This is a genomic window from Atribacterota bacterium (genome assembly GCA_028717805.1).
Taxonomy (GTDB): domain Bacteria; phylum Atribacterota; class Phoenicimicrobiia; order Phoenicimicrobiales; family Stramentimicrobiaceae; genus Stramentimicrobium.
Map to the genome: position 1 here is coordinate 21,293 of JAQUNC010000016.1, position 23,224 is coordinate 44,516.

A 23,224-nucleotide genomic window follows, 5' to 3' on the forward strand; every position below is an offset into this window, starting at 1 on the left:
TAGTTTTAATAGTTTCCTGTTACAATATATTACATTGTAGTATATATGTCAACACTATTCCCTATATTAGTATTTCTGTGCCTTTTTAAAAATCACTTTAGGAAAATATTAACTCTTGATAAAATTATTGGAATCAAAATGTTGATTCAAACAAGAAAAAATGTAAAATAATATAATAAGGAGATAAATATGAAATGTAACATGGACCAGAATAAGAAAAACTGTACCTGTACCTATATATCTTGTTCTCGAAGGGGAAGGTGCTGTGAATGTCTCAACTATCATTGGGAAATGATTGAGTTACCTGGATGCCTCTTTCCCCCGGAAATTGAAAAAACTTATGATCGTTCTTTAAAGAAATTTGTTGAAATATATAGGGATTAGTTAACTGAGATTAGCAATTTATGTTTAACCATATAAAGCAGTCTTCCTGGAATATGGTGATGATGAAAAGAATTGAATCTGTTTTACTGATTGTTCTAGAACTCACAATATGAGCAGACTATTTACTTTTGCAAAACAGGTATTTTTTAAAATAGTTGTTTAATTTTTAATAGATTTAAGTTATAATATAAAATTGTAATAATATATATCAAATATTTTAGCTATTTGCGAAATAGAGGAGTAGCTGTTATGAAAAATATTGGTGTTGTCTTATCAGGCTGTGGTGTAGAGGACGGTAGTGAAATTCATGAAGCAACACTAACTTTATATTTTCTGGATAAGTCTGGTGCTAAAGTGCAATGTTTTGCACCCAGAATAGCACAATGGCATATTATTGATCATTTTACCGGGAAAGTACAGGAAGAAGAACAACGACAGGTATTGGCAGAATCAGCTCGCATATCTAGAGGAGAAATTAAGGATTTATCACAGGCAGAAATCAACTCACTGGATGGATTAATATTTCCAGGAGGATTTGGAGCAGCAAAAAATCTATGTGACTATGCTTTGAAAGGCGAAAACTGTCAGGTTAATAAAGAAGTGGAGAAAATTATTCAGGCGATGCATAAAGAAGGTAAACCACAGGGATTTATTTGTATTGCCCCTGTTTTAGCAGCTAAGATTTTAGGTATGTTTCATCCTCGATTAACTATTGGAGAAGATCCCTCTACTGCTCGGATTTTAGAGCAGTGGGGAGCAAAGCATGTAATTTCCAGGGTAGATGAAATTGTATATGACCCCCAACAAAAAATTGTATCTACAGCCGCTTATATGTTAGGCCCAACTATATCTAAGATTGCTGTCGGGATTGAAAAGCTGGTGTTAAAGATTATGGAGGCTTAATATCTACAGAGCTATTATTTATACTATTTTCATTATTAGATGTATTTCTCTTAAAATTGTAATATTATTAAAATTTAAAAGAAAGGTTGTAAGGAGAACTTAAGTGATCGTTAAAAAGAATGAAAAAAAACGTTATTTTTCTTATGGAGATGATACTCATTCTATAAAAGATTTAATTGAGGAAAAGAGAAAAGAAATAAGAGAAATTGAATCACAAATCAAAAAATTACCCAAGATTGATACAATGGATAATGAAGGAGAAGAAACAGAAAGAGACAGTTTGAAAAGACAAATTAAACATTTAGAAAAAGAGATTAGGAATTTACAACGCAATTTGTAATTAAAATATTTCGTACTTATTAGTACATTTATAAATTAAATATGGAGTAGGTGTAAAATATTGGGGAAAAATGACAATTTAGACAATAAATATCTCTTGACTATGATGGTAGCTAAAAGGGCAAAACAACTAAATCAAGGATTTAAAGCGTTGGTGGAAACAAATGAGAAAAACATTCGGCTGACAGCATTAAAGGAAATAAGAGAAGGAAAGGTATATCAAAGAAGGGAAGAGGAGTAAGGTTTAACAGAATCATTTTATAGTGGATTATTTATATTGATAATTAATTAAAAAATATTTAACAGATGCTGAATCTGTTCTATCTATGTATAAGAGAGAATGGATTCAGCATTATTTTTTAATGATGTAGTCTACTTTAAATAATAATAAAAAAGTGTCATAATAAAAACATAGCAAAAAACAGGAAATCATTCTAAAGATAGGGGCAAGATAATGAAGAAAATATATTATTTAATCATAATATTAATTTTCTATCTCTTTATCCTCTTTATCTTGAGTTTAGCAGGGGAAGCAAGTGAAATTACAATGGGAGGACAGCTTAACGCCTCACTGACTACTGTTTATACAGAGCAAACAGGATTTGTCTTAGTACCCCAAGCAAATCTTGATCTGGAATTATTCTTACCCTCTTGGAATAATAATGAAATTAAATGTGCTGGTTATTTATTTACTGATGCGGTAGAAGGTAGAGTAGATTTTTTTTGGAAAAAACTATACTGGAAACATAGATTTGAAGATTTTCATCTTACAATTGGAAGACAGCCTATATCCTGGTCTTTTGGCTCTTTGTTAAATCCAGTAGATTACACTATTGGTGCAGTTGCTTTAGATAGAGAATATAATCCTAAATTTCAAAATGCTCTGGAAATTTATTATCCTATCAATTGGAATACCAGTTTATCGCTGGTTGCCTCCCTTCCGGGACAAGATATAACCTGGAAAGCAGGTTTAAGAGGAAGAACATTAATTAAAGATTTTGATGTAACCATCAATTATCTCCAGGAGCAGATAAAGGAAGGGGAAATCGGTGAATATCGTTTTGGTATTACTGCCAAAGGAGATTTAGGCTCTTGTGGAGTATACAGTGCCTTTGGATATTACTCAGAAGAAAAAACCTGTTCCCTTTTAGTTGGAGTAGATAATAGTTATTTCTTTCCGGCTGGTAATCAACTATATATACAGGCTGAATATTTAAATATACCACCAGAAATATTATCAAAAATTACAGGTTTCATGATGTCTCTTTCTGAAGAAGAGGAAGAAAAAAATATACATCTTTTAGCCAGTAATATTTCCTACAAAATTGATGAATTATCAAGCATAGGCGTAACCGCTCTATACAACCACAATAGTGGTTCAGCAATCTTAATGCCTGTCTATAGTAATCAGCTGAGTACTAACAGCACTATCAAAGTTCAAGGAGGTGTGATGACCAAATCCATGACGAAAGCTGAAGGATCTCCTTTAGAGGTGTTTTTTGGCAAACCAACACAAATCTTTTTAGAAATTAGCCTTAACCATTCTTTCTAAAAGAAGAAGCCTTTTATTAATTGTACCTCCAGTTAGAACATATTTTTACAGCAAGACAAATCAAAATCCATTTTTTCAAGGAGGATATATTTATATGAATTTAACCGGAGAAGAATTTATTAATAAGACAAAATATCAAAATATGAGCTTATCTGATCAGATGAAAGGGATTCCTCCACCTGACCTGCAATTGCCATATCCTGATACTGGAGAAGTTATCTCTTTACCAGAATGGGATAAGATAACTATTTCTGAGGAAAACATCGCTTCTATAATTAATCTAAGGCAGAGTATACGCAATTATGGTGAAGAAAATATTAACCTACCTGAATTGTCTTATTTACTCTGGTGTACCCAGGGAGTAAAAGAGGTTATCTCTAATATTGCAACCCTGAGAACTGTACCATCTGCTGGAGCTCGCCATGCCTTAGAAACTATTCTTTTAGTGAATAGAGTGCAGGGATTGGACTCCGGCCTTTATCGCTATTTAAGTCTGGAACATCAATTGGGAATTTTAAAAAGAGATAGTACCATAGCTGATGAAATTGTAAAAGCCAGTTTTGGTCAGGATTTTATTAAACACTCAGCTGTCACTTTTATCTGGATTGCAGTGATTTACAGGATGAAGTGGAGATATGGGGAGCGTGCCTATCGGTATATTTTTTTAGATGCCGGTCATGTTGCTCAGAATCTCTATCTCTCAGCTAAAGCAATTAATTGTGGGGTTTGTGCCATAGCTGCTTTTTCAGATGATGAATTGAACCATATTTTAAATCTGGATGGCAAGGAGCAGTTTGTGATATATATGGCAACAGTAGGGAAAAAGATATAATAAATGGAAAGGATATAAAGCAGATGAGAAGAAGAGATAGAGAAATAACTGATATAGAAGAAATAAAACAAATTATTAAGCAAGCTCTTTTTTGCCATGTAGCTATGTGTAGGGGTAATAATCCTTATCTGGTAGCAATGAATTTTGGATTTGATGGGCAATATATCTACCTTCATTCTGCTCCTGAAGGAATGAAGATTGACATTTTGAAAGAAAATCCCGCAGTATGTATTGAAATTGTTCAAAGCATACAATTTGTCCACTCATTGAATGTATGCCAGAGTAGTATGAGATATAACAGTGCCCTTATTTTTGGAAAAGTTGAATTTATTAAGGAAGAGAAGGAAAAGAAAAAAGCACTCACCTTTATTATAAGACAATATAACCAGAATATTGATGAGGAACGATTAAAATTTTCTGCATATGTTTTAGATAAATTAACTGTTTTAAAGGTAAAAATTGAGAAGATAAGTGGAAAACGTTCAGCTTAAATAGTAAACGTTTATGATTTAGATATAACAATATTAATATGATGAAGCCAAAATCTATTGATAGGAACTAATATTACATTTTCATTAACAATCAAGAGCAGGCAATACTGGAGGTATTATAAAAGTTGAAAAGGTGAGTTCATTTTTTTACTAGCAAACAACAAATCTTCAGGAATCTGTGCCCGAATTAGTTGTTCTTTAATTGCAGGAACAAAATATTTTTCAGTATAAAAATGTTCAATATCAATAATATTCAGTCCCATCTCTTTAGCGTTTAGTGCTTCATGATGCTTGATATCCCCGGTGATTAAGAGGTCTACTTTCTTCTGAATTGCCTTATTTATTAAAGATCCGCCATTTCCGGTGCATAGAGTAATAGTCTTAATTTTTCGTTTTTCTGTTTTGACCATTCTTAGATAGGGAATCTTTAATATGTTTTTAATTTTTTTACAGATTTTTTCCAAGCTTTGTTCCGAAGGCAATTTTGCAATTAAACCAATCCCAGTCTTTAAATTAGTTTTTAATTGATAAATATCATAAGCCGGTTCTTCATAAGGGTGATTTTTATAGATAGCTTCAATTACTTTATGCAAATCTCTTTCCATAAAAACTGTTTCAATCTTTATTTCAGTAACCGTTTTTCGTTTTCCAATTTTACCAATAAAAGGTTTTGCATCTTCCAGCGGCTTAAAGGAACCTTTGCCCGGAAAGCTAAAAGCTGTTTCGGAATAATTGCCAATATTCCCAGCGCCAGCCTGGAAAAGTGCGTTTAGAAGTTTTTCATGATACTTATCGGGAACATATACAGCTAACTTTAGTGTTTTTTCCTCAGATTCTTCCAGGCAACCAATTTTATTTAAATTAAGCAGATTACCAACATAATCATTCAAACCATTTTCTGCCAGATCGTAATTGGTATGAGCCGCAATTAGATTAAGACGGTGGTGCATTAATTGAAAAATTACTGGATTATCCTGTTTGGTAATTTTACTGAAAGGTTTAAAGAATAAAGGGTGATGAGATAGAATAGTATTACAATTTTTCTTTAATGCTTCTTCTATAGTTTCTGTTGTGATATCCAGACAAATTAACATTCTATTTATATTTTCATCAAGATCAGCATATTGTACTCCGCTATTATCAAAATCCTGCTGGAGAAAAAACGGAGCAATCTGATCAATAATATTTATCAGATCTTTAATTTTCATAAATAAGGTTTTTCAATTCCTTTCTGAAAGATGGTATAAAATAAAAATTATATTAATTTTGATTTATCATTTTTTATCTCTTCTAATACTCTTTTCAGCTCTTTAATATCTCGCCAAGTTAATTCCTTGGGACTACCAGGTGTGATTTCTTCATGTCTCAGTAAATAACTGGGATGAAACATAGGGAAAATCTTGATGTTGCCTATCCAGGGAAACCATTGACCTCTGAGTCTGGAAATAGGTTCTTCTGTATTTAAAAGAAATTTAGTGGATATGCTGCCCAGAGTGACAATAATCTTGGGATTGATAAGGGCAATTTGGCTTTCCAGATAGGGCAAGCAAAAATCAACTTCACTTTTATTAGGATTTCTATTACCAGGTGGTCTGCATTTAACTACATTGGTAATAAACACATTTTTTCTACTCATCTGCACAGATTGCAGTATTCGAGTAAGCAACTGACCGGCTTTGCCTATGAAAGGACGACCATGGATATCTTCATCTCCTCCTGGTGCCTCCCCTACAAACATTACTACACTATTACAGTCCCCTTCTCCCGGGACTGCTTTATTTCTAGTTTGAGATAAGAGACATTTCTGACAGTTTCTAATTGTTTCAGCAAGTTCATCCATGGTAAGTGTAGTAATTGGTATATCCATAAAAACACCTCGAAAAATATCAGTAGCCAAAGAGGTAAACATAAACCATATATAGCAGATATCTGCTATAATTTCTAAAAGTAGCAAAACTATTTATTAATTTCTGTTTGCTTTTCTTTTTCTTTTTGGTTTTTTCTTTCTTCTAATTGTATAATTAAAAGTAAGTACCAGCCACATTTCTAATTCTATATTTTATCATTGTCAAATTCAATAGACAAGCAAGGCCTGTATCTTTCTCAAATCAATATTTTATATTTAAGATAGTTCATTTAAAATATCAACTTTATTCAAGAAGGTGTATAATTTGTTTGCCTATTATTATGAAGTAACAGAAAAAAGTATAAGCAGAAGAGGTGTCAGTTTAATCAACTATATTGATAAAATTATCTGACACCTCTTCTTGGCATCTTTTATTTTGTTCAGTTATATTAAATTAGTCGTTAAGGCAATACCACTGTTATTGCTTCCGATTCATTGTTCATTTCATTGCTTTCATCCACTCGGCAATAATCAGGCATGAATTCATCACCACTGCAACTATCGGCCAGAGCCTTTAAAGAAACCGTTTCACCTCTAATGATAAAAAGGGCGTCTCCTTCAAAGGTTACTTCGTTTCCGGGAGAAAGGCTCGCAGTAGTGTAAGGATACCACAATTGACTCTGTCCTTCTACTTGAAAAGCAACACCAAATGTGCCTTGTGAGCCAGTGTAATGCAATGATACTTTGAAGGTTCCTGCATCAGCATTGCCTTGATTTTTAACTGTCACACGAACCGGGACTGTAACATTATCATCTTCACGGAAAAAGGGAGAACCGGTAGTCTCAAATTCAGTGATAACAAGATCAGGCAATTCAACGGGTGGAACACAACCACCAAGCATCAAGACTAAAATGCACATCAAAATTAATGATTTATAGAATTTCATTTACTACCTCCTCAAAATTTAAGAAATTTATAGGTATAAGAAAATTACCAGATTAAAAAGATTTATTTAGGTTATTTTTCAATGATTATTCTGCCCTGAATAAACCTCCTTTCTTTTTGATTTATGTAATCGAATGCCAGTTCCCTATTCATTTAGCATTACCTTGGAGCATACCTTAGAATACTGGAAAACATAAATAAAAAAGACAAAGTAAGATATGCTATCCAGCTCTGTCTTTTTACCTGAAAGATTCTTCCGAAAGGATTAGGAATCACACCCAAGCAGACCTTTCTAGGTCTTCCTAAAGCCTGGGAATTGCCTCTTCGGTGCTTTTCTATCCAAAAGCTCTCCAGAGTCCTGTCTGGTAACAGTCTCTTCTGCCTGCAAGTTTCGATACTTACTGTATCTTTCCTCTTCGGCGCTTCCCCTTAAAAAGAGAAAGACTCTACTGTTACCTTCTTACAGGTTACCATATTTAATTTTGATCTTTGAAGGTTAAGTATTGATCGTAAGTTTTGTTTAGACAAGATATATGTTTTTTGTTTATATTATACAACATTTATTGTGCAATATCTTTTTTAAGAGAAATATTTTTGAAGTTTTAGATTATTATCATGAGAATTAAAGATTACATGTTCTATTTTTGTTATACACTATTTTATCTTACTGGTTAGTTTTACTATTGAGAGATATTTGGTATTGCATCATATTTATTATAGTGTATATTGCTCCTAGTAAGGAAAGGAAGGAAAGATTAAAAAGATACAGGAGTAGCAGTTATTTTTTGTTCTCTTTATGGTATGATTATAAGGGAATATTAAAATTAAAATTTGAGTTAATAAAGTTGTGATAAGCTATGTTAAAGAATGTAGAATTTGCCAATATCTTTGCCAATATTGCCAAGATACTGAAAATAAAAGATGAAAATAGATTTAAAATAAGAGCTTATGAACGAGTAGCTGCTACTTTAGAAAATCTGCCGATGGAGGTGGAAACGCTTTATAATTCAGGAAAGTTGGATGAGATTCCAGGGGTAGGACCGGCAATTGCTAAAAAGATTGGAGAATTAGTTGAGACCGGCAAATTGGAATACTATGAAAATCTAAAAAATAGTATTCCGGCAGGAGTTCTAGAATTATTAAATGTTCCTGAGATAGGACCGCGTAAAGCAAAGCTTTTTTATGAGGAATTGGGAATTGATAGCGTGGGAAAATTAGAAGAAGCTGTGCTCAAACACCAATTACAGAATCTGCCTGGAATGGGCAAAAAAGCGGAAGAGAACATTATAAGAGGCATAGAATTATATAAAAAAAGAGAACAAAGAGCCTTACTTGGAGTAGCTTTACCTATTGCTGAAGAAATTGAGGAGGAATTAAAATGTCTTGATGAAGTCAAGCAGATTAGTATTGCCGGTAGTCTGAGGCGCAGAAAAGAGACTATTGGAGATATTGATATTCTAATTACTTCCAAAAGACCTGTAAAGGTAATGCAAAAGTTTGTTAATTTACCTCAAGTCAAAGAGATATTAGCAGAAGGATTAACCAAATCAGCCATCTTAACCCATCAGGATATTCATGTGGACTTGAGAGTAGTAGCTCCTGATAGTTTTGGTGCTGCTTTACAATACTTTACCGGTTCCCAGGCACACAATGTTCGTTTAAGAGAGATGGCAGTGAAACAAGGACTAAAAATTAATGAATATGGTGTATTTCAGACTAAAGATGATAAGAAGATTGCTGGAGAAGAGGAAGAAAAAATATATAGCATATTGGGATTATCCTATATTATGCCAGAACTGAGAGAGGATCGGGGTGAATTTGAGGCTGCCCAAAATAAGAAATTACCAAACCTGGTTGATCTAAATGATATAAAAGGGGACTTGCATATTCATACTAATGATAGTGATGGATTTAACAATATTGAGGAAATTATAGGAGCTACCAGAAAAAAGGGATATCAATATATTGCTATTACCGATCATTCTCAGTCTCTTCATATTGCTGGCGGATTAAATGAGCAGAGATTGATGGAACAGATAAAAAGGATTGAGCAAATCAATCAAGAAATTGATGGTTTGAAGGTTTTAAAAGGAATTGAAGTTGATATTAAATCAGATGGAACTCTGGATATTTCCGATAACATATTACAGAAGTTAGACATTGTTATTGCTGCCATCCATTCTGGATTGAAGCAGGAAAGAAAGAAATTGATGGATCGTTTGAGCAAAGCAATGAAAAATCCATTGGTTAATATTATTGCACATCCCACAGGGAGAATTATTGGTTATCGAGAAGCTTATGATATTGATATGCAGGAAATTATTAAGATAGCTGCTCAGACAAAGACGGCATTGGAAATCAATTCTTCTCCTGAAAGAATGGATTTAAATGATATTTATGTCAAGAGTGCTAAAGAGCAGGGTGTTTTACTGGCTATTGGTACTGATGCACATCAAATATCCGCTCTGGATTATATATCATTTGGAGTAGCGATTGCCAGACGTGGGTGGTTAGAAAAAACTAATATCTTGAATAGCCTTTCCCTTGATGACCTGAAACAGCGATTAAAGAAAAAGTAGAGGTCCCTCTAGTGCTTATGGAATAAATGGCATGACCATACTTATCATTTGACTTCAAAATTGAATAGAATTAAAATAAATATAATAATATTTGCTAAAAGAATGATATATTATAAGGGTAATAGCTTAGCTGTTAGTTAACTTAGAAGGGGGGGGTGAGTGTGAGTATTTATTGAATATTTATTTAGGTAAATAAAGATATTATGTAATAAAATATTTTGTAGGAGGTTTCAGATTATGAAAAAGATAATTTTGTTTTTAGTATTCGTTTTTTTGTTATCTATTTCTGCGTATGCCCAGCAGAATATTGAAATTACCTATTGGACCCATGAAGACCCCAACCGAACAGAGATTGAAAACCGCTACATTGAAGAATTTGAAGCAGCTAATCCCGGTGTTACTATTAACAGAGTGACTAATCCATCAAACAGAATGGCCGAAATTGTTTTAACAGCTTTTGCCGCTAATCAGGGACCGGATATGTTTAATTTACAGATTGAAGATGAATACGCCTATATTGTTAACAACCGTTTGGCTCCTATCGATTATCAAGCTGCTGGCTACGATAGCTTGGAAGAAGTTTACAAGGATTATATACCAGGAGTTCTGGATCCGGTTACCTATCAGGAGAATTTATATGGATTGCCTATGGAATTGACCAACTGGTGTATTTATCTAAATAAGAGAGTCTTTTGGGATGCTGGCCTGGATCCTGATAAAAACTATCCCAGAACCTGGGAGGAAATGGTAGAAGTATCTGAAAAAATTGTCATCAGGGATGGAGAAATTATTACCAGGAGAGGATTTGATTTTAGATATCCCTACTATCTAGTAGCCATGGTACCTATGGCGGAACAATTAGGGGGAAAGTTAATGAGCGATGATGGAAAAGAAGCCATTATTAATGATGATGCATGGTTAAAATTTTTGACTTTCATGCAGGAATGGGGACCAAATGGGAAAAATTTAGGATCTCCCACCTATACCAATGCCAGAAGTTTGTTCAATAAAGATAATAATGATATAGCAATGTGCCAATCTGGTCTCTATCAACAAGGAAGAATTCGAAATGACAATCCTGAATTTTATGAAAGCGGAGAGTGGTCAGTAATTCCTTACCCAGTATTTGAGGATGCTGTTCTGGATGTAGCAGGGGCTTATTATGGTCATTATTTTGTGGTCAATCAACAAAAACCGAAGGAAAATCAGGAAATGACCTGGAAATTTATCAGCTATATGTTAAATCATCCTGAAGAATACCTGGTCAAAGTTGGCTTGATTCAACCCAAAGTAAGATTAATGGAATCAGATGAATTTAAGAATATGCCTTATTCTGATGTGTTCAGGCAAGATATGGAGAGAGGTCATATTGTTTACTATGGTGAAAACAGCGCCATCATTCAGCAACATATCCGTGAGGCAGTAGAATCAGTGATGCTTGCCGGCAGGACACCTGAAGCCGCCCTACAGGTATTGAAATTGAAAGTTCAGGAAGTTTTGGAAGAAGAATAATAGTAATAACTGAGGGGCTAGGTTTCTGCCTAGCCCTTTTTGTTTTATTAAAGAAGGCCAAAATATATGAAATACCCTTTATTTAAATCCGGAATAGAACAAAAAAAATCAAGGTGGGGATTGTTTTTTGTTATTCCTTCTATTCTTTTTTTCTCTTTGTTTAGTTTTTATCCTATTTTTACAGCCCTTTATACCAGCTTCTTCCGGAAAAAGTTACTTTCTTTACAGCTACCTGATTTTATTGCTTTACAAAACTATGCTTATCTATTAAAGTCTCCTGATTTCTGGAACTCCATTAGAGCAACGGCTGTTTTCACGATTGGTACTTTTATCCCTATTGTAATACTTAGTTTAATCCTGGCTAATTTTATTGTTAGCAGAAAGAGATTTCAACAATTTTTTCAAATAGCTTATTATTCTCCTGCTGTATTATCTTCAGTAGTGGTAACTGTGATATGGTTATTAATATTTGATCCCAGAGGACTAGGTAACCAAGTTCTTAATTTCTTATTTAATTCACCAGGCGTTGATCATAAATTTCTGGCCAATTCCATAATGGTACAGATAGCAACCATGGTTGTTTATAGCTGGAAATATCTGGGGTATTTTACCATTATTTTTATTGTTGGTTTGACTACGATTCCCCAGTCAACTCATGAGGCTGCTCTCATTGACGGTGCCAGTAGCTGGCAGGATTTTTACTATATTACTCTACCTCTTTTAAAGCCAACTACTGTTCTGGTGTCGGTCATGTCCATGCTACAATGTTTAAAGACTTTCAGTACCCAATATTTATTTACTCAGGGTGGAGCTCCCATGGCTCCTATTAATGTAATTACCCTAAATATCTATCATACTGCAATTCGGGATCACCGAATCGGTAGAGCGAGCGCCATGAGTGTCATATTATTCTTCATTATGCTTATCTTTACCTGGTTACAGTTTAGAGTTTCTCGTTCTGAAGAAGTTAGTTACTAAGGATTGAATTATGCAGAAAAAATGGCAAACAAAAACTAAAAACAGTAATATTTCATCTATCATCATTAATAGCTTTATCTGGTTATTTTTAATCGTAACGGCAGCATTCATATTAGCCCCTTTAGTTTTCATGTTTGCAGCATCTGTAATGCCAGCCAGTGATGTAATGAAAATGCCTTTTCCCTGGATCCCTAAAGGTATTTACTGGCAGAATTACTGGCAGGGTATAAGAGGTAATGATGGTAGTTTTATTTATATTAGAAATATCTTAAACTCATTTATTGTTGCCGGCTCTGTAACGGTCACCACCGTCATACTTTCAGCAATAACCGGTTTTGGATTAGCCAAATATCATTTCTGGGGAAGGAATGTGGTATTTATGATGATTATGGCCACTTTTATGATTCCCTTTGAAGCGATTATGATTCCCCTTTATCTGGTTGTAACCAAATTAGGTTTACAGAATTCCTATCAGGGATTGATTATTCCTTTTTTAGTGAATGCCTTTGGTATATTTCTAATGAGACAATATTTTATTACCTTCCCCGATGAAATACTTGATGCGGCACGAATTGATGGTGCCAGCGAGATGATGATTTTTAGAACTATTATTGTTCCCAATAGCATACCAGCAATGGCAACGCTGGCGGTGCTGACATTTAAGTCACAATGGGATAATCTATTGTGGCCTTTACTGATTGTTCAAAGTGAAGAGATGAAGACAATTCCTCAATATATTGTCAGATTCATTTCTGAAAAACATACTGATGAAGGTGCCTTAATGGCAGTTGCTTCCATTGCCAGTATTCCTATTTTGATTTTGTTTTTAAGACTATCAAAATATTTTATCGGAGGTGCTGCCCTATTTTCCTCTCGCAAAGGTTAGGAAAGAGAGGTTTCTTGAACATGTTATTTATTTTTGATATGGGTGGTGTTGTGGCCAACCACACCAATGTAATTCCATCTATTGCTGAGCATTTAGAAATAAATGAGAAGCAATTTTTTGAATTAGCCGGGCAGAATTGGATAAATTTACTTTGTGGTAAAATAAGTAGTCAACAATTCTGGAAACAATTTTCTGAGGAAATAAAACAGAATATTAAAACAGATTTATTTAAAAAATATTTTTATCCTACCATCAATCAAGGAGTCACTTCCATTATTAGAGAATTGAGGAAGAATTACCGAGTTGTTTGTGGCACAAATACATTTCAGGTCCATTACCAGTTTCACTTAGAACGCGGAGATTACTGCTATTTTGATAATATTTACGCTTCTCATTTGCTGGGAATAGCTAAACCGGATCCAAAATTTTATCGCTATATTATAGATAAAGAAGATGCTACTGTAGACCGAACCATTTTTATTGATGATACTTTAGAAAATGTGATAGTTGCCCAGAGAATGGGAATCAAAGCCATCCTCTTTGTTGATAATTATTCCCTGAAAAATGAGCTACTAAAGTATACTAATATCAATAATCATGAATGATAGAGAAATGATTATGATTTTAAGTTATAAGTTGAAAACACTATAATGTTCCAAGATAATCCATTTTTAACATGATGAATTGATAAAAGATAGAAAAATAGTTTTTAAATCGTAAACAAATAATGTTTTAGTAGGATTTGAATAAATGCACTGAGATTTGTGAAAATAAAGCCAGTTGTTGTAAACGAAAACCAAAGTCTAGTAGAGAAATAATGGTAAATAATCCAAATATTAAAAAAGATTAACTAAATTCAAGAGATAATTTTTTTGATTATAAACAATATTGGTGGTTTTAAGCTATATCATAGTATGTGCTTTTCAGGTATTTATAATGCATTGATTTCTGCTAAATATTTGATGAAAATAAAACCAATAACAATAGATATGCTTTTGATAAAGATACTAGTATACCACTATGTCCCTCGTGACATCTAATTACTATCTAATTAGCATCATTATTTATTAAATATCTTCAAATGTGAGCAAGGTAAAAATATTTGACATTATAAAAAGGTATAGTATAATTTAGATATATTAAAATATTTTAATAAATAAAATATTTTAATAAATAAAATAAAGTGTTAATTTAGAAGGTAAACTATGATATCAGAAATTAAAAAGATACACCCCCTCATAAGAAGTCTTATACCCATTATAAAAACTATTGCTGAAACATTTGGTAAGAATTGTGAAGTTGTGTTGCACGATTTTAGCGGACCCCAGAATTCAATTATTGCTATTGAAAATGGTTATGTTACTGGGAGAAAAATAGGTGATCCCATAACGGATTTAGCTCTGTCATCCTGGCGCCAAGGTGGGTTTGGCAATAAACGTGAAGACAAAATGATAAATTATAAAAGTAAAACAAAAGATGGAAGAATCTTGAAATCTTCTAGTGTCTTTATTAAAGACCAAAATAATAAAATAGTTGGATGTTTATGTATAAATTATGACCTGACAGGGCATATGATGTTTGAAAAGATTATGGATGAGTTTTGCGCTATAAATGAATTAAACGGTGGAAAGGAAGAAACATTTACCAAAGATGTAGATGAAATTCTTAGTAGCATAATAGATGAAGCGATAAATGAAATACACAAACCCATCTCATTAATGCAGAAAGAAGATAATTTACGAGTAGTAGAAAAAGTTGATGAAAAAGGTGGATTTTTAATTAAAGGAGCAGTAGATCAACTTGCTTTTAAATTAAATGTTTCTCGTTATACTGTCTATAATTACCTGGAGGAAATAAAAGCGAGAAAAAAGAATCAAGAACAAGGTTAAAATACTATTTGCCTAATTTATTAAGAATAAAGAGGTTAAAAGATGCAAAAAGAAATTTTAGTTAATCCAAAAAGTCCGAAAGCTATCGGTCCTTATTCTACCGCTGTTAAAATCGATCGATTTGTCTTCCTTTCTGGTCAGTTGCCTATAGATGTCAAAACAGGGGAAATAGTACCTGGTGGCATCGAAAAACAAGCTAGGAAGTCATTAGATAATTTAATGGCTGCTTTAAAACCTTATCAATTGGAAGCTAATCATGTAGTTAAAGTAACTATATTTTTAAAAAATTTAGATCATTTTGCCAGTGTAAATCAGATTTATGGAGAATATTTTAATAGTGATTTTCCCGCTCGAAGCTGTGTTCAAGTAGTGAAATTACCTAAAGATGCTGATATTGAAATTGAAGCTATAGCCTATCAATAAATTTTGTTAATGTATCTATTCACTAAAATAAGAAGGAGATAATTCAATGAAGAAAGTTATGCCACCTTACCGAATTAAAGTTGTAGAACCTATTAAATGGAATACTCGTGAAGAAAGAGAAAAATTAATAAAACAGGCCGATTATTGCACTGGATTTTTAAAGGCAGAAGATATTCCTATCAACCTTGAGACAGATAGTGGTACTTCAGCTATGAGTCAAGATCAGTGGGCAGGGATGATGCAAGGTGATGAATCCTACTTTTGTGGTAAAAACTGGTATCATCTGGAAAAAGCTGTAGAAGAATTTACTGGTTATAAATATGTGTTAGCTGCACATCAGGGAAGAGCAGCGGAAAATATAGTATGCTCATGTTTAATTAGTGAGCCAGGTGGCTATACACCAGCTAATGCACATTTCGGAACGACTGAAGTACATGCCAGAAGATTAGGTATAGAGCCAATTAATCTATATCCAGAAGAAGCTCTTGATACCCAAATTAATAGACCTTTTAAAGGGAATATCGATTTGGATAAACTAGAAGACATGATAAGGAAAAGAGGAGCTAAGAATATTCCTTTCTTAAATATGGTTTTGACAAATAATTTTACTGCTGGCCAACCTGTTTCAATAGCTAATTTAAAAGAAGCTAGTAAGATAGCACGAAAGAATGGCATTAAGGTTGTTATTGATTCAGCCAGGGTAGCCGAAAATGCCTATTTTATTAAGCAAAGAGAACCAGGATATCAAGATAAGTCAATTCGAGAGATTTGCCGAGAGATTTATACTTATGGTGATATCATGCATATGAGTTCCAAAAAAGGTGCCCTGGTTAATATGGGAGGTTTGATTGCAACGAATGATAAAGAACTATATGAACGAATGGGCGCCATGTTAATCCAGTTTGAAGGATACATTACTTATGGAGGCTTATCCGGAAGAGACTTAGAAGCCTTAGCCATTGGATTAAATGAGGGTCTGGAATATGATTATTTACATCACCGGATTTCACAAGTAAAACTATTTGGTGATATGCTTCGAGAAAAAGGTGTACCCATTTATGAACCGGCTGGTGGACATGGAATTTATGTTGATGGGCTAAAAACATACCTACATATTCCTAAAGAAGAATTTGCTGCTCAGGCCTTATCTATCCAGGCCTATATTGAATCCGGAGTAATGGGTATAGAAAATCCATCCAGCCTGGGGTGGAGTAGAACTGATCCTGAAACAGGCAAGTTAACATCTCCTCCCTTTGAATTAGTCCGATATGCTATACCTCGTCGTGTTTATACTGATAGCCAGCTCGAGTATGCTGCCGAAGGAATTAAAGAAGCTATGGATTTAGGGGAAAAAGTTAAGGGCTTTAGAATAAAATGGGTGCCCAAGAATGAGTTTTTAAGAATATTTCAGTATCGATTAGAACGTTTAAGCTAAAAATAAGTATCGGAAGTATCGGTTTGTCAAATTTTTTCTATCTAAAAATCTAAATAAACAAGGAGGTAATTTTTTTCTAAAGAAATTAGAAATGATTATTTTAAAATAAAAAAGGAGGAAAAATATAATGAGTGGAAAATTTATTAAAACAGCTTCTGTGATTTTAATTCTAGTATTACTTTTGTCTCTTTCAAGTTTTGCTAAGCAACAAAAATGGAGAATCGGTACTCTTATTGCCGATTTTGTACCTGCTGGTGCAGGAATGGTTGAATTTGCAAAGTTGGTTGAGGAAAGAACAGATGGACAAATTACGATGGATTGCTATCCTGTTCAGCAATTAGGTTTCTGGATGGATGAATTTGATAATATTAGCAAAGGATCACAGGAGATGGGATTCATACCGCCCAGTCCCAGATATGAGCAATTTTCAGCAATCTATATGGATTTTGTAGTAACGAATTGGGATGATTTTGAAGAATATTATGGTCGGGATGGATTCTTATTTAAATATGTTGCAGAAGGATGCGAGCAATTAGGAATAAAATTACTTGGTTTTATGAATGTGGGATTTGAAGGCTATTCAGGGATGAAAGGACCCGTAGTCTATCCAGAAGATATTACTAAACTTAAGATCAAAACCCGTGTTGGTTATCCTACCAGTGTTGTGTATTATGAAAGTCTGGGACCAGTTGTTTCTGTTGATATGGGTGAAGTATTTACTGGCTTACAACTTGGTACTATTGATTGTCAGGCAAACCAAGCTGTAGAAACAGTTTATACCCAGTTTCATGATGTAACAAAATATTTTACCGATACTAATTCCATGCCAGCTTTTATCTCAATCCTAATCAATAAGCGGTTGTTCGATAGTCTTCCACTAGAAACGCAAGAAGTTATTGAGAAAACTGCAGATGAGATTGTAGAAAAGGTGAATAGAGAATCCAAGGAAAAAGAAGAAGAATATTACCAAAAATTTGAAGAAGAGGGTGTTGTTGTCACCAGATTAACTGCTGAACAAAGAGAATCATGGATTGAATTGGCTAAAAAACCAGGTGGTATGTGGGATAAAGCAAGAGAGACCCTTGGTGATGAGTCTATAGATTTTCTGTTAGATAATTTGGGGAAATAAAGATAATTAATAAAAACCTGTGTGGAGGTTAGAATGATCAGCAATAATTCAAATAAACAATCTAAACAATCTACAGTCCAAATCTTTTTAAAGTCAATTCAAATCATAGAAGATTATGGGTCACTCATAGCATTTATGATTATGATTATCTTGGTTAATCTGGCAATTTTCTTACGAATAACCATTAATTTTGAAAGTTCATCATGGGAAGAAATTGCTCGATTTTCTTCAATTTGGATGTATATGCTGGCAATAGCTGTTGCATCCCAAGAGGATTCACACCTCCGCGCAGGCTTTTTAGAAAAGTATATTCACTCTGAAAAGAAGAAGTATTTATTGGAAATTATTTTTAAGGTTATTATGATAATTTGCATTTTAATTTTCACTTGGTGGTCTATAGAGCAAATTAAATGGGTTTTTGAAACAAAACAGAAATCTCTAGTATTGCTAATTGATATGTGGTTAGTATACCTTGCCTTTGTAGTAGGTGGTTTCTTTGCCTTGATTCACACAATTTATTCTCTATATTATTATTCTCAAAAATATCTACAGTCACTAAAAGAGGTTATGAGATGAATAGTTTATTAATTATGGGACTTTTCATATTACTATTGATACTTCTTATCTTTATTGGTTTACCGCTGTTTGCTTGTTTTGCGATTACCTGTTTTGGGATGATTTATGCATTTGGTTTGAGAACAGATTTTACCATACCTGCTATCTTTGTGAATTTAAATTCCTTTACTCTTATGGCTATTCCATTCTTTGTTATTTCAGGCGGTCTCATGGCTGAGAGTGGAATGTCAAAAATGATCGTAAATTTCATAAATTCCATGATCGGGAAAATAAAAGGCGGACTTGGTTTTGTTCTTATTGTATCATGTGGTTTTTTCGGAGCAATAACAGGCTCTTCAGGGGCAGCAATTAGTGCAATTGGAACAGCAATCTTACCAGAAATGGATCAATATGGTTATCCTAGAAATTATTCAACTGCCTTGCTTGCCTGTTCAGGTTTATTGGGACAATTAATTCCGCCTAGTATTCCTCTAATTTTATTTGGAATGATTACCGGAACCTCCGTTGCTGCATGTTGGCTAAGCACGGTAATTCCAGGAATTATGCTCATCATTATCTATGGCATTATCAATTATGTGCAATGTAAAAATAATTTTCAGATAAAGGATGTTGAGGGTTTCTCATTTGGTAAACTAATGATCTCTGTAAAGAAAGGAGGATTTTCTTTATTATTCCCCGCTATTGTTTTAGGAGGAATATATAGCGGATTATTTACACCAACTGAAGGAGGGGCAGTGGGAGTTGCTTATGCAATATTAGTAGGATTTTTTATTTATCGATCATTAAATAGAAAAAGATTTTTTTCTATTATCAAAGACACCGTCAGCATTACAGGCTGTATTTATTTTATCATTATGTTTATTCTAATTATTAGTCGTATTTTTACTTTGGAGAGATTGCCTATGATGCTGGCTGAAGCTATCATGAATGTTTCTTCCAATCGAATTACTATTTTGTTACTTATCAATGTTATGTTATTAGTTATTGGAATGCTGATGGATGATATCAGTTCCATGTTAATCTGTGCTCCTCTGTTATTTCCTTTGTTTCAACAATTAGGAGTCACTCCAATACAAATGGCCGCAATTTTAGCTATCAATCAAGGGACTGGAATGCTAACCCCGCCTGTTGCAACAAATCTATTTATGGCGTCCAGAGTAGGAAAGGTTCCGGTGGCAAGTTTTATTAGATATACAATGATTTATCTGATCTTCGGGAATATACCTGTACTTCTATTGGTAACATTTATACCTCAGCTATCAATTTGGTTGCCAAAAATTATTTTATACAGATGATATTCTGCCATGATAATAAATGAATAATAATTATTGTTAATAGAATTTTCTTAGTATTTAAAGTATAAATAAAATATTTTAGACTGAAGAAAGAGCTTTTTGTTCTATTAGTATATTTGTGTATATTGCTTTTGTGTAAATAAAAAAGGCAGAAAATAATGATTAAATACAGACAAATATGGGATGCCGAAAAAGGCCATCCTATTTTAAAAGAAATAGATAAAAATGAAAGCTGGAGTTTTGATTTTGGAGAAAATATAGGCATGCTCTTATTTGGGCAATGGTTTCCAGCAATACGATATGGTCATCCATGTTATGTTGGAACCTTTGATTTTCCGATACGTTTAAAGTTTATTCAAAATCCACTGCCACCTCAAGAAGCTGACTTAAATAAAATAAAAAAAGCAAAAGGATGGAATTTGGAGGAATGGGTAAAATCTGCCCAAGAGTTAGAAAATGAAGGGGTAAAAGCCATTGTAACCGGATGTGGTATGACAGGCACCATGCAAAAAGACTTGTCACAAGCAGTTAATATACCTGTTTTTACCTCTACTATACAATTTATTCCTCAAATCTATTATTCAATGAAAAAGGATAAAAAAATTGGAATCTTAACAGCAAGTTCGAAATTACTTACCAGATGGGATAATCTTTTATTTCAGATGTGTGAAGTAGATCCTTCTATACCAGTAATTATAGAAGGAATGACTGAGAGTGAGTATGGTAATATCTGGTGGTCACAATTAGAGAAAGATTATGATCCAGAGAAGGTGGAATTATCATTATTTAAAGTAACAGAGAAAATGCTGAACGAAAATCCGGATATTGGAGCAATTATTTATGAATGCACTGAAATGCCTTTATATACTGGACTAATTAGAGAGAAAATGGGAATCCCTATTTTTGATGCTAATGATATGATTGAGTTTGTATATCAGCTAGTATCAAATTCAAAATAGAATCAATAAAATATGAAATAATAGTGAGAAACTTATTTTGGGTTTCAGTTAACATAAAGATAGAAAAAAATAATTAAAAAAATAATCAGGAGGATTAAAATGAACAATGAAGGATTTATAGCAGAACCTTATAGAATAAAGTCAGTGGAACCAATTAAATTAATTCCCAGAGAAGAACGGGAAAAAAAGATTAAAGAGGCTCATTATAATATTTTTAACTTGAAGGCAGAAGATGTTTATATCGATCTTTTAACAGATAGTGGCACTTCAGCAATGAGTCATCGTCAGTGGGGAGCTCTTATGATGGGGGATGAATCATATGCTGGAGCAAGAAGTTGGTTTAATTTTACTAAAGCAGTTCAGGATATCATGGGATTTGAATATGTTGTCCCGACTCATCAGGGGAGACCGGCGGAAAGTTTTCTTTTTAGAACATTAATGAAGAAAGGTGATATTATCCCATTTAATATGCCTTTCGATTCTACCGGAGCCCATGTGCTTGATAAGGGAGGAACTTTCGTTGAATGTGTAAAAGATATTGCTTATCAACCACTCGAGGAAGCTCCTTTTAAAGGTGATATAGATTTAGAAAAACTAGAAAAAGTGATTAAAAAAGAAGGAAAAGAAAGAATTCCTTTTGTTATGATCACTATAACAAATAATACCGGAGGCGGCCAACCAGTATCAATGAAAAATATAAGAGAAGTCCGCAAGTTGACTCAAAAATATGGTATATCCTTATATATTGATGCAGCTCGCTGTGCGGAAAATGCCTACTTTATACAGCAAAGAGAGCCAGGTTATAAAGAAAAAACTGTTGCTGAGATTGTAAAAGAACAATTTAGTTATGTCGATGGCTGCACCATGAGTGCCAAAAAAGATCCCCTTGTTAATATGGGTGGATTTATTGGTTTACATCAAAAGGATTTATATTTTAAGATACTTCCACATATTGTTTTGAATGAGGGTTTTGTTACCTATGGAGGAATGTCAGGACGAGACCTGGAAGCTCTAGCACAGGGTTTGCGCGAAATGGTTGATGATGCTTATATTGCTAATCGAGTGCGTCAGGTTCAATATCTAGGTGATCGATTATACGAAATTGGTATACCCATGGTTAGACCTATAGGCGGTCATGCTGTTTTCGTTGATGCGAAGGGATTTCTACCACATATTCCCTTGGATCGATATCCTTCTGAATCATTAGCAGTTGCACTATATATTGAAGCAGGCGTCAGAGGAATTGGCCTTGGAAAGTTAGCCTTTGGAGAAGAATCTCAAATGGAGCTACTTCGCTTGGCTATTCCACGCAGAGTATATACTGATCGACATATGGATGTTGTGGTTGAAGGATTCAAAAAGATTATAAAACAAAAGGATAAGGTAAAAGGAATCAAAATCGTTTCTGCGCCAGAAGTTTTAAAACATTTTCTTTGCCAGCTAGATTTGACCTAAGATAATTTTCATAACAGATACTCTTGAAGAAATAATTTATGCAAACATCTATTGTTTGATAAAATAGACAGCAGACCATATAAAAATAGGGATTCCAAGCGGTTTTGCTCCAGGTCAAGCCGCTTGGAATTGATTTAATAATTATTAGCTGGTATTTTTTCTAAGCAATACCTCAGAAGCAATAGAGGTAGTTAATCGATTTCCAGGATTTAAAAGTGCGCTTTATCATCCGATAATCCAGACAATCATTTAAACCACTTTTGCATTAAACCTCTATTGTTCTATAGATTGTATTAGGAAGCAAAGGAAGTTAATCTTTCTTCGAGGTAAAACATTTTAATGTATTTGAATATATCCTTTTGGTTTCATTTCAATTTCTTATTTTGCTCATAAAACATTTCTACTCTTAAAGCGCAGTATCACTTCTCCATCAGGACATTGCTTGGTTAATATTCTTGCCCAATAACGAAAAATATTATAGCCATTATGTCAACATAGACAATTAATAAAGTTTATGAAGTTTTGAATTACTCAATACTTCTTAGAATTATTAAATTTAGACCATCCTCTGGGTTTATTACTATCAAGATTTATAATAGGATTAGATAGAGATAGTATTAACTCATTACAAGATAAGCAAATTCAGCAATACAGAAGTATTGAATTTATTAACATTTTAGTAATATTATTTGTTGATAATTTTGGGCAATCATGTTCGCTACGGTAGTAGCCATCTGCCTGCTGGGAGAATCAAAGATCTGTTTGAGATAATCGGCCAATGTTGCTTTTTCCTTATAGGGAACATGGGATAACAC

The 23,224-nt window shown here is 33.5% G+C and carries 23 protein-coding genes and 1 riboswitch; of the genes, 20 read left to right on the forward strand and 3 right to left on the reverse strand.

The annotated features are described in order from the left end of the window. Nucleotides 1-189: 189 nt before the first annotated feature. The 7 genes from PHD84_04975 to PHD84_05005 all read left to right on the forward strand — a co-directional run bounded on the left by PHD84_04975 (nt 190) and on the right by PHD84_05005 (nt 4,501). Complete coding sequence (locus tag PHD84_04975; protein ID MDD5637153.1) at nt 190-384, forward strand: DUF6485 family protein; 195 nt, start codon at nt 190-192, stop codon at nt 382-384. Nucleotides 385-633: 249 nt separating this feature from the next. Continuing rightward, entirely contained in the window at nt 634-1,287 is a 654-nt protein-coding gene (gene elbB, locus PHD84_04980; protein MDD5637154.1) for an isoprenoid biosynthesis glyoxalase ElbB, read from the forward strand. Between the two features lie 103 nt (nt 1,288-1,390). Then, nucleotides 1,391-1,627: a hypothetical protein gene (locus PHD84_04985; GenBank protein MDD5637155.1), complete on the forward strand. Its 237-nt coding sequence runs from the start codon at nt 1,391-1,393 to the stop codon at nt 1,625-1,627. 60 nt (nt 1,628-1,687) lie between these two features. Beyond that, nucleotides 1,688-1,867, forward strand: a complete 180-nt coding sequence (gene rpoZ / locus PHD84_04990) for a DNA-directed RNA polymerase subunit omega (protein ID MDD5637156.1) — start codon at nt 1,688-1,690, stop codon at nt 1,865-1,867. 213 nt (nt 1,868-2,080) lie between these two features. Then, nucleotides 2,081-3,178 (forward strand): hypothetical protein, encoded by a 1,098-nt coding sequence (locus tag PHD84_04995; GenBank protein MDD5637157.1) that lies wholly within the window; start codon nt 2,081-2,083, stop codon nt 3,176-3,178. A 94-nt stretch (nt 3,179-3,272) separates the two neighbouring features. Continuing rightward, nucleotides 3,273-4,010: a SagB/ThcOx family dehydrogenase gene (locus PHD84_05000; GenBank protein ID MDD5637158.1), complete on the forward strand. Its 738-nt coding sequence runs from the start codon at nt 3,273-3,275 to the stop codon at nt 4,008-4,010. Between the two features lie 23 nt (nt 4,011-4,033). Further along, a complete protein-coding gene (locus tag PHD84_05005) occupies nt 4,034-4,501 on the forward strand; it encodes a pyridoxamine 5'-phosphate oxidase family protein (GenBank protein ID MDD5637159.1) in 468 nt (155 codons plus the stop codon). A gap of 116 nt (nt 4,502-4,617) precedes the next feature. Here the strand turns inward: PHD84_05005 and PHD84_05010 are convergent, their stop codons facing one another. The 3 genes from PHD84_05010 to PHD84_05020 form a co-directional block, all read right to left on the reverse strand. After that, nucleotides 4,618-5,709, reverse strand: coding sequence for a Nif3-like dinuclear metal center hexameric protein (locus tag PHD84_05010; protein ID MDD5637160.1), 1,092 nt, complete (start codon nt 5,707-5,709; stop codon nt 4,618-4,620). Between the two features lie 47 nt (nt 5,710-5,756). Then, complete coding sequence (locus tag PHD84_05015) at nt 5,757-6,368, reverse strand: uracil-DNA glycosylase (GenBank protein ID MDD5637161.1); 612 nt, start codon at nt 6,366-6,368, stop codon at nt 5,757-5,759. 440 nt (nt 6,369-6,808) lie between these two features. Further along, nucleotides 6,809-7,294 (reverse strand): CARDB domain-containing protein, encoded by a 486-nt coding sequence (locus PHD84_05020; GenBank protein ID MDD5637162.1) that lies wholly within the window; start codon nt 7,292-7,294, stop codon nt 6,809-6,811. A gap of 220 nt (nt 7,295-7,514) precedes the next feature. After that, nucleotides 7,515-7,657: riboswitch (glycine riboswitch) on the reverse strand. A 493-nt stretch (nt 7,658-8,150) separates the two neighbouring features. Between PHD84_05020 and polX the strand changes: the two genes are divergently transcribed. The 13 genes from polX (at nt 8,151) to PHD84_05085 (ending at nt 22,409) form a co-directional block, all read left to right on the forward strand. After that, on the forward strand, nt 8,151-9,872 hold the full coding sequence (gene polX, locus PHD84_05025) for a DNA polymerase/3'-5' exonuclease PolX (protein MDD5637163.1): 1,722 nt from the start codon (nt 8,151-8,153) through the stop codon (nt 9,870-9,872). Nucleotides 9,873-10,109: 237 nt separating this feature from the next. Beyond that, nucleotides 10,110-11,384 (forward strand): extracellular solute-binding protein, encoded by a 1,275-nt coding sequence (locus PHD84_05030; GenBank protein ID MDD5637164.1) that lies wholly within the window; start codon nt 10,110-10,112, stop codon nt 11,382-11,384. Between the two features lie 66 nt (nt 11,385-11,450). Then, nucleotides 11,451-12,362: a sugar ABC transporter permease gene (locus PHD84_05035; protein ID MDD5637165.1), complete on the forward strand. Its 912-nt coding sequence runs from the start codon at nt 11,451-11,453 to the stop codon at nt 12,360-12,362. Nucleotides 12,363-12,372: 10 nt separating this feature from the next. Further along, nucleotides 12,373-13,248, forward strand: coding sequence for a carbohydrate ABC transporter permease (locus PHD84_05040; protein ID MDD5637166.1), 876 nt, complete (start codon nt 12,373-12,375; stop codon nt 13,246-13,248). Nucleotides 13,249-13,268: 20 nt separating this feature from the next. Continuing rightward, complete coding sequence (locus tag PHD84_05045) at nt 13,269-13,853, forward strand: HAD family phosphatase (protein ID MDD5637167.1); 585 nt, start codon at nt 13,269-13,271, stop codon at nt 13,851-13,853. Between the two features lie 600 nt (nt 13,854-14,453). Beyond that, nucleotides 14,454-15,137 carry a helix-turn-helix transcriptional regulator gene (locus PHD84_05050; GenBank protein ID MDD5637168.1) on the forward strand — a complete coding sequence of 228 codons (684 nt, stop codon included), beginning with the start codon at nt 14,454-14,456 and terminating at the stop codon, nt 15,135-15,137. Between the two features lie 42 nt (nt 15,138-15,179). Beyond that, nucleotides 15,180-15,560: a Rid family detoxifying hydrolase gene (locus tag PHD84_05055; GenBank protein MDD5637169.1), complete on the forward strand. Its 381-nt coding sequence runs from the start codon at nt 15,180-15,182 to the stop codon at nt 15,558-15,560. A 46-nt stretch (nt 15,561-15,606) separates the two neighbouring features. Then, entirely contained in the window at nt 15,607-16,995 is a 1,389-nt protein-coding gene (locus PHD84_05060) for a tryptophanase (GenBank protein ID MDD5637170.1), read from the forward strand. 127 nt (nt 16,996-17,122) lie between these two features. Further along, entirely contained in the window at nt 17,123-18,124 is a 1,002-nt protein-coding gene (locus PHD84_05065; protein MDD5637171.1) for a TRAP transporter substrate-binding protein, read from the forward strand. 33 nt (nt 18,125-18,157) lie between these two features. Beyond that, nucleotides 18,158-18,700: a TRAP transporter small permease subunit gene (locus PHD84_05070; protein ID MDD5637172.1), complete on the forward strand. Its 543-nt coding sequence runs from the start codon at nt 18,158-18,160 to the stop codon at nt 18,698-18,700. Beyond that, the gene (locus PHD84_05075; GenBank protein MDD5637173.1) at nt 18,697-19,995 is read left to right on the forward strand and encodes a TRAP transporter large permease; all 1,299 of its coding nucleotides are present in this window, start codon (nt 18,697-18,699) and stop codon (nt 19,993-19,995) included. Before PHD84_05070 ends, PHD84_05075 begins: the two co-directional genes overlap by 4 nt. A gap of 158 nt (nt 19,996-20,153) precedes the next feature. Next, nucleotides 20,154-20,954, forward strand: coding sequence for a hypothetical protein (locus tag PHD84_05080; GenBank protein ID MDD5637174.1), 801 nt, complete (start codon nt 20,154-20,156; stop codon nt 20,952-20,954). Nucleotides 20,955-21,053: 99 nt separating this feature from the next. Further along, on the forward strand, nt 21,054-22,409 hold the full coding sequence (locus PHD84_05085) for a tryptophanase (protein MDD5637175.1): 1,356 nt from the start codon (nt 21,054-21,056) through the stop codon (nt 22,407-22,409). Nucleotides 22,410-23,224 lie beyond the last annotated feature (815 nt).